The sequence below is a fragment of the Stenotrophomonas sp. SAM-B genome (assembly GCF_013387485.1).
Lineage (GTDB): Bacteria > Pseudomonadota > Gammaproteobacteria > Xanthomonadales > Xanthomonadaceae > Stenotrophomonas > Stenotrophomonas maltophilia_AA.
On record NZ_JABBXB010000003.1, the window covers coordinates 32,195 to 44,435 of the forward strand.

Below are 12,241 nucleotides of genomic sequence, written 5' to 3' on the forward strand. Positions count from 1 at the left end.
AGGGCCGACCAACGGCCTACACCACATCTGGGAGATACGCGTGACACCTCATTGTTCTTCGTTCATTGCCGTCAGTCTGGATGGTTGCATCGCGCGCGCGGATGGCAGCCTGGACTGGCTCGACCTGGCCCAACAGAGCGTGCCAGCCGGTGAAGATTGTGGATACGCAGCCTACATGGCGCCGATCAAGGCGATCGTGATGGGGCGGGGCACCTTCGAGAAGGTGCTGTCGTTTCCCGAATGGCCGTATGCGGATCTGCCGGTCTACGTGCTGAGCCACTCCCTGCAAGCCGTTCCCGAGGCGGCGCCAAACTCGGTGCGGCTGCACGCAGGGACGTTGTCCACGCTGATGGAGGAGGTGGCAGCGCGTGGTCTGGACCGCCTGTACATCGACGGCGGCCGCACGGTGCAGTCCTTCCTTGCCGCCGGCCTGTTGCGGGAGATCACCGTGACCACGATTCCGGTGCTGATCGGTGGTGGCCTGCGGTTGTTCGGCGAGATGGGGGCCGAAGCGCGGCTGACGCATCGCGCCACGGTCGTGTATCCGTTCGGATTCGTGCAGACGCGCTACGCCATCGGCAGCGCAGACTGATATGACCGTCGGCCACGCGTCGGTCTGCGGGTCATCAACAAAAACGGCGGCGCTTTCGCGCCGCCGTTTTTTTGTAGCGGTGTCCCGATCAACGGTCGGGACCGTGCGGACGCTGCGGCTTCAGCAGCACCGTCCCCCGTTCTTGCCGCTGTAACGCGCCTCCTGGCGCTCGCGGAAGAACGTCTTGTAGTCCATCGGCACGCGGTCCGGATGCTTTTCCAGCACATGCCGGACGTAGTTGTCGTAGTCGGGAATCCCGCAGCACAACCGCGCGGTCTGCACCAGGCGCCGCCAGATGCGGCGGTGGGCCTGGTACTGACCGGCGGGGACAAGTTCGGTACTCATCACAGGTCCGCCATCTGGTGCGGCTCCAGCGCCACGTACGGGGTTTCCCTGTCGGTCCGCTGCGGGGTGCGGCGGGCCATGAAGATGGTCTTGATCGCGTAGAACAGGATCGAGAACACCACGAACAGGAACAACACGGTCAGGCCGGTGTTGACGTAGGCGTTGACCACGATCTGGTGCATCTGGCCCACGGTCTTGGCCGGCGCGGTCAGGGTGCCGGTGGCGATCGCATCCTGGTACTTGTGTGCCTGTGCCAGGAAGCCCTGTGCCGGGTTGCTGTCGAAGATCTTGATCAGGCCCGCATAGGTGGTGCAGATCAGCAGCCACACCGCCGGCACGCCGGTCACCCAGGCGAAGCGGTCACGCTTCATCTTGAACAGCACCACGGTGCCGAGCATCAGTGCGATACCCGCCAGCATCTGGTTGGAGATGCCGAACAGCGGCCACAGGGTCTGGATACCACCGAAGGGATCGACCACGCCCGTATAGAGCAGGTAGCCCCACAGCGCCACGCAGCCGGCGGTGGCGATGATGTTGGCGGTCCACGATTCGGTCTTCTTCAGGGCCGGGATGAAGTTGCCCAGCAGGTCCTGCAGCATGAAGCGACCGGCACGGGTACCGGCATCGACCGCAGTGAGGATGAACAAGGCTTCGAACAGGATCGCGAAGTGGTACCAGAACGCCATCATCGCGTTGCTGCCGCTCGGGATCGCCTCGTGCAGGATCTGCGCGATGCCCACCGCCAGCGTCGGTGCGCCACCGGCGCGGTGCAGGATGGTCGGCTCGCCGATGGCGGCGGCCGTAGCCTCCAGCTGCTCGGGGGTGATGACGAAGCCCCACGTATTGCTGATGTAGGCCGCAGCGGAGACCGCATCCGGACCGATCACGGCGGCCGGCGCGTTCATGGCGAAGTAGATGCCCGGATCGATGATCGAGGCGGCCACCAGCGCCATCACCGCGACGAACGATTCCATCAGCATGCCGCCGTAGCCGATGTAGCGCATGTGGCGCTCATTGGCGAGCAGCTTGGGCGTGGTGCCCGAGGCGATCAGCGCATGGAAACCGGACACCGCGCCGCAGGCGATGGTGATGAACAGGAACGGGAACATCCCGCCTTTCCAGACCGGCCCGTCGCCACTGGCGGCGAACTGGGTCAGCGCCGGCATCTTCAGTTCCGGCATGACGATCAGGATGCCGATCGCCAGCGCCACGATGGTGCCGATCTTGAGGAAGGTGGATAGGTAATCGCGCGGCGCCAGCAGCAGCCACACCGGCAGCACCGAGGCGACGAAGCCGTAGCCGATCAGCATCCAGGTGATCTGGATGCCGGTGAAGGTGAAGGCCGGGCCCCAGACCGGATCGGCGGCGACCTTGCCACCGAACCAGATCGCGGCCAGCAGCAGGATCAGGCCGACCACGGAAATCTCACCGATCTTGCCCGGGCGGATGTAGCGCATGTACACGCCCATCAGGATCGCGATCGGCATGGTCGCGATGACCGTGAACATGCCCCAGGGGCTTTCGGCCAGCGCCTTGACCACTACCATCGCCAGCACCGCGAGGATGATGATCATGATCAGGAAGGCACCGAACAAGGCGATGGTGCCGGGCACCGGCCCCATTTCCTCGCGCACCAGATCGCCCAGCGAGCGACCGTTGCGACGGCTGGAGAGGAACAGGATCATGAAATCCTGCACCGCGCCGGCCACGACCACGCCCACCACCAGCCAGAGCAGGCCGGGCAGGTAGCCCATCTGCGCGGCCAGCACCGGCCCGACCAGCGGGCCCGCACCGGCGATGGCGGCGAAGTGGTGGCCGAACAGCACGTGCTTGTTGGTCGGGACGTAATCCAGGCCATCGTTGTTGATCACCGCGGGCGTGGCCCGGGTCGGATCGAGCTGCATCACCTTGTCGGCGATGAACAGGCTGTAGAAGCGATACGCGATGAGATAGATGGAGACCGCAGCGACGACGATCCACAGCGCATTGATGGGTTCACCGCGGCGCAGCGCGACGGTGCCTAGACAGAATGCGCCAAGCAGTGCGATGACTGCCCAACCCAGTTTCGAAAAACCTTTCATGAGATTGCGTCTCCCTGGAGATCGTCGTAAGAGTCCGCCTTGGCACTGACGGGGTCAATGCAATGGCGGGGGCTTGCCGCTAGTACTTTGGTCGTAGGGTGGGTGGGGAGCGTGCCCGTGCACGTCATCGGAACATCACGCTTGGAACAATCGGTTGCGGGCATGACGGTTGGCCGGCGGGGCCGGCGAGGCCATCTTGTCGATAGATCACCGACCCTGGAGTCACCATGAGCAGCCCAACCCCGGTGCGCGTGCTGCGCACCATCCGTGGCATGGCCACCTCCGATGGCGCCGGCGTCCGCCTGACGCGGGTCATCGGTGGGCCGTCGCTGCCTGACCTGGATCCGTTCCTGCTGCTCGATGAATTCGGCACGGACCGTGCCGAGGACTACATCGCCGGCTTCCCCAGCCATCCGCACCGCGGGTTCGAGACCGTCACCTACATGCTCGACGGCCGGATGCGGCACAAGGACAACCACGGCAACGAGGGCCTGCTCACGCCGGGCAGCGTGCAGTGGATGACCGCCGGACGCGGCCTGATCCACTCGGAGATGCCCGAGCAGGAATCCGGCCAGATGCGCGGTTTCCAGCTGTGGGTGAACCTCCCTGCGCGCGACAAGATGACGGACCCGAAATACCAGGAGTTCGCGCCGGACCATATCCCGGTGATGGCGCCGGCCGAGGGCGTGCAGGTCAAGGTGATCGCCGGGCAGGTGGGTGACACCGTCGGGCCGATCGTGCAGCCGGCCACCGACCCGGTGTATCTGGACATCACCCTGGAGGCGCGCGCGGGCTGGAGCTACACGCTGCCCGATGGCCACAACGCCTTTGCCTACGTGTTCGAAGGGGGACTGGAGATCGGCGAGGGCGACGATGCGCGCTCGGTAGCCAAGCAGGAAATGGCGGTGCTGGGCGGCGGTGAGCAGTTGGCGCTGCGCGCAGGCGAAACCGGTGCGCGGCTGATCCTGGTGGCGGGCCGCCCGCTGCGCGAGCCGGTCATGCGGCACGGTCCGTTCGTGATGAACACCAAGCAGGAGCTGATGCAGGCCTTCGTGGATTTCCAGGAAGGCCGCTTCTGAGGCCCGTGGGCGCCGGTCGCAGGCCGGCAACCGCATGACACCTGACGGTGTAGGAGGCGCCGGCCAGCGGCCGGCGCTGCCATGGAGGACGGGATGAGTGCGGTGCACCGTCCCGTCCTCTTCCTCAGCGCCCGGCGGCGACAGCCGAGGGCGTCAGGTTCATGCCCTGCGCAAGCGACTGCAGCGAACCGAGTTCGCTCCTGTCGCCCGCGTACAACGCAATCTGCGCGAAGCGGTTCTTGTCGAACTTCACCACGGTAATGCGGCGGGTGTCGTAGCCCGGCGGTTTCTGGCCGCCCAGGTCGGGCTGGTACCAGTACAGCGTTTCACCCGCGAAGCTGCCTTTTTCCTGGCGCAGCGCGCGGTTCAACGGCAGCTCGGGGTTGCGGGCGCTCATGGTGAGGCTGAGCACTTCACGCCCATCGGCGGTCCTGGCCTTGCACAGGATCAGATCCCGCTGGGCCAGTTCCTGCCACTGCAGGCCGCTGCTGGCGGGCAGGGACGGACATTCGCTGGTGGATTGCGCCGCAACGGCGCCGGCAGACATCGACAGACACACACACACGACAGCGCGCAGGACGTTCATGGTTCCCCCAGGGTCGATGATCGCGTCCGTCGCTGACAGGCATTCCGGCGGCCGTCGACAACCCAGGCCGTGGTGGCGCATTCCCCGCGCGCGTACCGGATGACTCGCTGCCGTCAATGTCGGACGAGTGATCCGGACCTTAACGGAATGTGACTCAGTGTACAAATAACGGTTTCAGGTGAATCTTTCTCCACCGGGGTGCCGGGCAGCGCGCGGCCGCCCGGCCGGATCCTCAGCGGGGTGCGGCCCCCATCCATTTGTAGACGATGCCGCCGATCAGGCCGCCCAGCAGCGGCGCCAGCCAGAACAGCCAGAGCTGGCTCAGCGCACCGCTGCCGGCGAACAGGGCCACGGCGGTGGAGCGGGCCGGGTTGACCGAGGTATTGGTGACCGGAATGCTGATCAGGTGGATCAGGGTCAGGGCCAGGCCGATCGCGATCGGAGCAAAGCCCGCCGGTGCGTTGCCGTGGGTCGAGCCCATGATGACGATCAGGAAGAAGGCGGTCAGCACCACTTCGCACAGGAACGCGGCCGCGACGCTGTAGCCTCCCGGTGAGAGTGCGCCATACCCGTTGCTGGCGAATGCGCCGGCCTGGCTGCCATCGATCTGGAAGCCGGGCGCGCCGGAGGCGATCTGCAGCAGGATGAAGCCGGCCAGCGCACCGCCGAGCACCTGCGCGACGATGTAGGGGAGCAGGTCACGGGCCGGGAAGCGGCCGCCGGCCCACAGGCCGACGCTGACCGCTGGATTGAAGTGCGCGCCGGAGACATGCCCGAACGCATAGGCGCCGGTCAGCACGGTCAGGCCGAAGGCCAGCGCGACGCCCACGAAACCGATCCCCAGCGGATTGCCGTCGCCGCCGAACCTGGCGGCCAGCACCGCGCTGCCACACCCACCCAATACCAACCAGAACGTGCCCAGGAACTCGGCGGCCAGACGCTTGCCCATGCTCATCGATGTGCTCCACGTTATGCCCGGGGTGGGCAGGCGCAACGTAGCTGAATCGGGGTTCATCGGGGTGACGGTCACGTCAAGACCCGACGAACGGTTGGCCGCCGGGTGTGCGGCTCAGTACGCGGGCAGCGGAATGAACTCTTTGTCGTCCCCCGGAATCGTGCCGAAGCGGCCGGATTCCCAGTCGTGCTTGGCCTGCTCGATCCGCTCGGTGGAGCTGGAGACGAAGTTCCACCAGAGATGGCGCTGGCCATCGAGTGGCTCGCCGCCCATCAGCATCGCCTTGATCGGTGTCTTGGCGCGCAGGCGGCCGCGGGCGCCGGGCTCGGGGATGATCAGGTGCTGGGCGGGAACGTCCACGCCATCGAGCTGGGCCTGGCCTTCGAGAATGTAGAGCGAACGCTCGGCGTGGCCGGTATCCAGGTCGATCTCCGCATCGGCGTCGAGATCGATGGCGACGTTGAGGGTCTCGGCGAACACCTTGACCGGGGATTCTTCGCCGTACGCGCGGCCGGCGATGACGCGCAGCCACGCACCGTTGCGGCGCTGCTGGGGCAGGGTGTCGGCGGCATGGTGGTAGAACGCGGGATCGGTCTCTTCCGCACTCTTCGGCAGCGCCAGCCAGGTCTGCATGCCGTGCAGCGGATGGTCGTGCTCGCGCTCGAGGGCAGGCGTGCGTTCGGAGTGGGCGATGCCGCGGCCGGCGGTCATCCAGTTGACGTCGCCGGGGCGGATGACCTGGTCCGAGCCGAGCGTGTCGCGGTGGCCGATGGCGCCGGACCACAGGAAGGTGACGGTGGCCAGGCCGATGTGCGGGTGCGGGCGGACGTCGATGCCGGTGCCGGGGGAGAGCACGGCCGGGCCCATCTGGTCGACGAAGACGAAGGGGCCGACGCTGCGCGCCTGCAGGGTCGGCACGGTGCGGCGCACCTGCAGGCCACCGATGTCATGGATGCGGGGGGCGATGATGGTCGTCATGCGGGCGGTCTCGCTGGCGGGGACAGAGCGGGAGGATCGCATGCGGGGTGTGGGGGTGGGAGGCCTGTATCGGTAACAGGGTGTTCTGGTTGCACGCCGGCGGCGGAAACAACAACGCCACCCTGCGGTGGCGTCGTCGTTTCAGGTCACGGCGATCCTCAGATCACCGGTTCGCGCAGTACCGGCGAATCCCAGCCCGGGCGGGGCGCGAAACGGTCGCCATGGCGCTGCTGCAGGACCTTGAGCCGTTCGAGCAGGGCGTCGGCACCGGTGGCGCGGATGTACTGGATCGGGCCGCCGCGGAACGGGGCGAAACCGGTGCCGAAGATCACGCCGGCATCGAGCAGGTCGGCATCGGCGACGACGCCGTCGTGCAGGCAGGCCACCGCTTCGTTGAGCAGCGGCAGGATCAGGCGGTCCTCCAGATCGGCCGGCACCTCGTAGTTGGCGGGGACGTCCGGCTTCTGCGCGCGGCCGTTCTCCCACTTGTACAGGCCCTGGCCGTCCTTCTTGCCGCGCTTGCCCTGTTCCACGGTCGCCAGTGCGGCCGGCACCTGCAGGCCGAGAAACGGCGCCAGTTCCTTGCCCACGCCGGCCGCCACATCCAGGCCGACGGTGTCGAGCAGTTCGATCGGGCCCATCGGCATGCCGAACTTGACCGCGGCCTTGTCCAGCACCGGGCCCGGGACGCCTTCGGCATACGCGGTGGCGGCTTCAAGCATGTACGGGAACAGCACGCGGTTGACCAGGAAGCCGGGCGTGCCGGCGACCGGTACCGGAAACTTGCCCAGCGCCTTGCAGAACGAGGCCAGGCGGCGCTCGGTCTCCGGCGCCATGCCGTCGTGATGGATGATTTCCACCAGCGGCATCTGCGCGACCGGATTGAAGTAATGCAGGCCGGCGAACTGCGCCGGACGCTGGATGTGGTCGCGAAGTTCGTCCAGCGGGATCGAGGAGGTGTTGGTGGTCAGCAGCGCATCGGCCTTCATCTTCGGCTCCAGCGACTGGTACAACTCGCGCTTGGCCTCCGGGTTCTCGATGATGGCTTCGATCACCAGATCCGCCTGGGCCACGCCCTCGCCGGCAAGATCCGCCTTCAGGCGTGCCGCCACGGCCGGGCGCTTGCTGTCGTCCTTGACCCGCTTGGCGAACAGCGCCTGCGCGCGTTCCATGGCCGGCTCGATGAAGCGCTGCTCGCGGTCCTGCAGGGTCACGTTGAAGCCCTTGTAGGCCGACCACGCGGCGATGTCACCGCCCATCACACCGGCACCGACGACGTGCACGTGCTGGATGCCGTGGTCCTTGCCGCCGAGGGCCTTCAGGCGTTCGGTCAGGAAGAAGATGCGGATCAGGTTGCGGGCGGTCGGGGTGCCGGCCAGCTTGACCACGGCACGGCGTTCGGCATCCAGACGGGTCTGGATCGGGCTGCCGCCGGTGCGTGCCCAGGTGTTGATCAGCGCGTACGGTGCCGGGTAATGCTCCTTGCGCGCCTTGCGGGCGACCTGCTTGGCCATCTGCGGGGCGAGCAGCTTGCGGGCCAGCCAGGTATTGGTGATCCACGCGGTCGCGCGCTGTTTGAACGGGCGGGTGGTGCCCTTCAGCGCGAGCGACACGGCGGTATCGAGCAGCACGGCCGGTGCGACGACCTTGTCGACCAGGCCGATGTTGCGTGCGGCTGAGGCCGACAGGTTGCGGCCGGTCAGCATCATGTCCATCGCGGCCGGTGCGCCGACCAGCTGCGGCAGGCGCGAGCTGCCGCCCCAGCCCGGGAAGATGCCCAGCTGGGTCTCCGGCAGGCCGATCCGGGTGGAGGGATCGTTCGATGCCACGCGGTAACGACAGGCCAGGGCCAGCTCGGTGCCGCCGCCCAGGCAATGGCCGTGGATCGCGGCGACGGTCGGGCAGGGCAGCTCGGCCAGCTTCTGGTAGGTGCTCTGGCCACGGCGGATCGCGTCATTGACGGTGCCGCGGCGGTCGAATTCCTGGAATTCCTTCAGGTCCGCCCCGGCGATGAAGCCGGCCGCCTTGATCGACTGGATCACCACCGCCTTGGGCGGGTCCATCGCGATCCGCTCGATCAGGTCGCCCAGTTCGAGCAGCACGTCCTGCGACATGGCATTGACGCTGCTGTCCTGGCGGTCGAGGCTGAGCACGACGACGCCATCGTCACGGATCTGCGGGTGCCAATGCGAGAAGCGGAGCCCATCGAAGCCTGAGAGCATGGGAACGTTCCATCCGGTTGTGTATGGAGAAGGGGGCTATGATCCAGAGGTTGTTTCCTCCCCGTCAAATCCCTATAGCTGGGGGAGAGAAGCCGTCGATCCATTGCCTGGATCGGAAACCTTAACGGAACGGTGGTTAAAAGCTGGTGCGGCGCGGTGTGATCGCGCGCTGAACTTTTCCCGGGATTGGCAGTCTCATTGCCCGACGTCGGTTGGGCTGACAGGAGTGCGGCCCCCCATGGCCGAGGTTGAAACACCACAGGAGCTGGACCTGGAACTGGTCCGACGTGTGCAGCGTGGCGAGAGCGCGGCGTTCGATGTCCTGGTACGCAAGTACCAGCATCGGATCATCGCGCTGATCGGGCGCTACATCGCGGACTGGAGTGAATGTCAGGACGTGGCCCAGGACACTTTCGTCCGCGCGTATCGCGCGATCGGCAGTTTCCGGGGCGACGCCCAGTTCTATACCTGGCTGCACAGGATCGCCGTGAACACTGCCAAGAACCATCTCGCCGCCCACAACCGCCGCCCGCCCACCGATGACATCGAGATCGGGGACGCCGAGCAGTACGACAGCGGCACGCGCCTGCGCGACACCGACACGCCCGAGCGCGAGTTGATGCGCCAGGAGCTGGAGCAGACGGTGATGAAGGCGGTCTCCGCGCTGCCTGAAGAACTGCGCTCGGCCATCACCATGCGCGAGGTGGAGGGCCTGAGTTATGACGAAATCGCGCAGAAGATGGGGTGCCCGATCGGCACCGTGCGGTCGCGGATCTTCCGTGCCCGCGAGGCGATCGACACTGAACTTCGGCCGCTGCTCGATGTGGGCAGCGCCACCCGCGAGAAGAGCCGCGCATGAGCCACGATATGTCCAATGATGCTTCCCGGGGCGCGTCCCCCGATAAATTCGACGCCCATTACCGGCAGCAGTTGTCGTCGTTGATCGACGGTGAGCTGTCGGCCGATGAAGCCCGTTTCATGCTGCGTCGGCTGGAACACGATGAGTTCCTGTCGAGCTGCAACGAACGCTGGCAGATGCTCGGCGATGTGCTGCGGGGGCAGGCCTGCGCGCCGGCCCCGGTGGATTTCGCCGACCGTGTGCGCGCCTCCGTTGCGTCGGAGCCGGCCCCGGTAATGCAGGCCAGGGTCGAGCGCGGCCCGGACCGCCAGGAGCGTCGCGGCGGATGGCGACGCTGGGGTGGCGGTGCGGCGTTGGCCGCCTCCGTCGCGGCCGTGGCGATGTTCATGACCCGCGAGCAGTTGCCGGCGCCGGCACCACTGGACGCGCCGACCACCATCATCGCCAGCCAGGCCGAATTGCCTGCGGCGCCGGTGACCGAGGCGTCGGCCGCCGGACAGGCACTCGCCGTGGCGGCAGTGCCGGCCGCGGCCGTGGCGGCGGCCAGCCGCCGCCAGGACGTGGCAACTGCACGCCGCGCCAGCGCCAGTGCCACGCGTACCCAGCAGGCCGCGCGCAGCGCCGCCGAGCGCAGTGCCGAACCGCAGCGGGCGGTCGCCAGCCAGGCGCCGTTGACCCCGGCCGTGCCGGCAGCCACCCCGCGGCAGTTCCCGTTCGGTGAGGTCGGCAGCCTGCAGGCCAAGCCCTGGCCGCGGTCCAGCCTGGCCCCTGCCGCGGGTGGCGCGCTCAATGCGAGCTTCTCCACGCAGGCCCCGCAGGCCCCGCAGGCCGCGTTCTATCCGTTCGAGCCGCGTCTGCAGGAGTCGGCCGAGTCGGCCGAACCCGCGCGCCGGCACCGCGACTGAGCATCGTCGCCCTGACGTTCCGCTCCGGCCTGTGCGCCGGAGCGTTCCCCTCCTTTGTTCCCTGACCCGGAGGTTCGTGTCTGATGACCGCCCGTATCCGTACCCACGCCCTGGCGCTGATCGCCATGACGCTCCCGCTGGTGGCCTGCGCCCAGTCGCCGTCGCCGGCCACCTCGGCCGCCCCGGCGGCGGCCGCCGCACCGCGCGCGCCTGCACCGCAGCTGGTCAGCGGCCTGCCGGACTTCACCAACCTGGTCGAACAGGTGGGCCCGGGGGTCGTCAATGTCGAGACCACCATCGTGCGCAGCAATCGCCAGGCCCGCATGGCCGGGCCGGCCGACCAGGACATGCCCGAGTTCTTCCGCCGTTTCTTCGGCCCGGACTTCCAGATGCCGGGGCAGGGCGCGGACGGCCCCGATGACGGCACCCCGAGCATCCGCGGTCGCGGCATGGGCTCGGGCTTCATCATCTCCGCCGACGGCTACGTGTTGACCAATCACCACGTCGTGGCCGATGCCAGCGAGGTGAAGGTCAAGCTCGGTGATCGTCGTGAGTTCACCGCCAAGGTGGTCGGCAGCGACCAGCAGTACGACGTGGCCCTGCTCAAGATTGACGGCAAGAATCTGCCGACGGTGCGCGTGGGTGATTCCAATACGCTCAAGCCGGGTCAGTGGGTGGTCGCGATCGGCTCGCCGTTCGGACTGGACCACTCGGTCACCGCCGGCGTGGTCAGCGCGGTCGGCCGCAGCACCGGCGGCCCGGACCAGCGCTATGTGCCCTTCATCCAGACCGACGTGGCGATCAACCAGGGCAACTCCGGCGGCCCGCTGCTCAACACCCGCGGTGAAGTGGTCGGCATCAACTCGCAGATCTTCTCCGCTTCAGGCGGGTACATGGGCATCAGCTTCGCGATCCCGATCGACCTGGCCATGGGTGCGGTCGAACAGATCAAGAAGACCGGCCGGGTCAGCCGCGGCCAGCTCGGCGCGGCGGTCGGCCCCATCGATGGCCTGAAGGCCCAGGGGCTGGGCCTGCCGGACAGCCGCGGCGCGCTGGTCAACGAAGTGGTCGCAGGCAGCGCGGCGCTCAAGGCCGGTATCGAGCCGGGGGACGTGATCCGCTCGGTCAACGGCAGCCCGATCAATACCTTCAGCGATCTGCCGCCGGCCATCGGCGCGCTGCCGCCGGGCAGCAAGGTGCGCCTGAGCGTGCTGCGCGATGGCAAGGAGCGGGAGATCACCGCCACCCTCACCGAGCTGGCCGAAGACGCCGAGCGCGGTCCGGCCCGTCCGGCCGCGGAAACGACCAAGCCGGAGACCGGTGCCAATGCCCTGCTGGGGGTGGAGGTGGCCGATCTGACCGCCCCGCAGCGCCAGCAGTTGGGCCTGTCGGCGGGCGAGGGCGTGCGCATCACCCGGGTCAATGGCCAGTCGGCGCGTGACGCCGGGCTGTCGCCGGGCCTGGTGGTGCTGCAGGTCGGCCGGACCCCGGTCGGCAGCGTGGCCGCGCTGAACAAGGCGTTGGGCGGCTACTCCAAGGGCGATGTGGTCATGCTGTTGATCCGCGCCAACGGCAACAGCGCCTTCGTGGCGGTCAAGGCCGGGCAGTAAGCCCCGCCCCGCCTGCGTTTCCGGGCCCG

The 12,241-nt window shown here is 67.7% G+C and carries 11 protein-coding genes; 5 read left to right on the forward strand and 6 right to left on the reverse strand.

The features are described from left to right. The first annotated feature begins 40 nt into the window (after positions 1 to 40). Positions 41 to 592, forward strand: a complete 552-nt coding sequence (locus HH110_RS07820) for a dihydrofolate reductase family protein (protein WP_176989179.1) — start codon at positions 41 to 43, stop codon at positions 590 to 592. 120 nt (positions 593 to 712) lie between these two features. On the opposite strand, the gene HH110_RS07825 is transcribed toward HH110_RS07820, so the two are convergent. Further along, entirely contained in the window at positions 713 to 937 is a 225-nt protein-coding gene (locus tag HH110_RS07825; protein ID WP_019183464.1) for a YbdD/YjiX family protein, read from the reverse strand. Continuing rightward, positions 937 to 3,018 (reverse strand): carbon starvation CstA family protein, encoded by a 2,082-nt coding sequence (locus HH110_RS07830; RefSeq protein WP_176989180.1) that lies wholly within the window; start codon positions 3,016 to 3,018, stop codon positions 937 to 939. Before HH110_RS07830 ends, HH110_RS07825 begins: the two co-directional genes overlap by 1 nt. Before the next feature lie 227 nt (positions 3,019 to 3,245). Here HH110_RS07830 and HH110_RS07835 point away from each other — a divergent pair, with 227 nt between their 5' ends. Then, complete coding sequence (locus tag HH110_RS07835) at positions 3,246 to 4,097, forward strand: pirin family protein (protein ID WP_176989181.1); 852 nt, start codon at positions 3,246 to 3,248, stop codon at positions 4,095 to 4,097. Positions 4,098 to 4,221: 124 nt separating this feature from the next. Here HH110_RS07835 and HH110_RS07840 read toward each other — a convergent pair whose 3' ends face one another. From HH110_RS07840 to HH110_RS07855, 4 genes are all read right to left on the reverse strand, one after another. After that, positions 4,222 to 4,683 carry a hypothetical protein gene (locus tag HH110_RS07840; RefSeq protein WP_176989182.1) on the reverse strand — a complete coding sequence of 154 codons (462 nt, stop codon included), beginning with the start codon at positions 4,681 to 4,683 and terminating at the stop codon, positions 4,222 to 4,224. A gap of 232 nt (positions 4,684 to 4,915) precedes the next feature. After that, the gene (gene aqpZ / locus HH110_RS07845; protein WP_176989183.1) at positions 4,916 to 5,638 is read right to left on the reverse strand and encodes an aquaporin Z; all 723 of its coding nucleotides are present in this window, start codon (positions 5,636 to 5,638) and stop codon (positions 4,916 to 4,918) included. 114 nt (positions 5,639 to 5,752) lie between these two features. Continuing rightward, on the reverse strand, positions 5,753 to 6,616 hold the full coding sequence (locus HH110_RS07850) for a pirin family protein (protein WP_176989184.1): 864 nt from the start codon (positions 6,614 to 6,616) through the stop codon (positions 5,753 to 5,755). A gap of 158 nt (positions 6,617 to 6,774) precedes the next feature. After that, positions 6,775 to 8,838 (reverse strand): 3-hydroxyacyl-CoA dehydrogenase NAD-binding domain-containing protein, encoded by a 2,064-nt coding sequence (locus tag HH110_RS07855; protein WP_176989185.1) that lies wholly within the window; start codon positions 8,836 to 8,838, stop codon positions 6,775 to 6,777. A 238-nt stretch (positions 8,839 to 9,076) separates the two neighbouring features. Between HH110_RS07855 and rpoE the strand changes: the two genes are divergently transcribed. The 3 genes from rpoE to HH110_RS07870 all read left to right on the forward strand — a co-directional run bounded on the left by rpoE (position 9,077) and on the right by HH110_RS07870 (position 12,212). Beyond that, positions 9,077 to 9,697 carry an RNA polymerase sigma factor RpoE gene (gene rpoE, locus HH110_RS07860; protein ID WP_176989186.1) on the forward strand — a complete coding sequence of 207 codons (621 nt, stop codon included), beginning with the start codon at positions 9,077 to 9,079 and terminating at the stop codon, positions 9,695 to 9,697. Beyond that, on the forward strand, positions 9,694 to 10,602 hold the full coding sequence (locus HH110_RS07865; protein WP_176989187.1) for a sigma-E factor negative regulatory protein: 909 nt from the start codon (positions 9,694 to 9,696) through the stop codon (positions 10,600 to 10,602). Before rpoE ends, HH110_RS07865 begins: the two co-directional genes overlap by 4 nt. A gap of 83 nt (positions 10,603 to 10,685) precedes the next feature. Then, complete coding sequence (locus HH110_RS07870) at positions 10,686 to 12,212, forward strand: DegQ family serine endoprotease (protein WP_176989188.1); 1,527 nt, start codon at positions 10,686 to 10,688, stop codon at positions 12,210 to 12,212. Positions 12,213 to 12,241 lie beyond the last annotated feature (29 nt).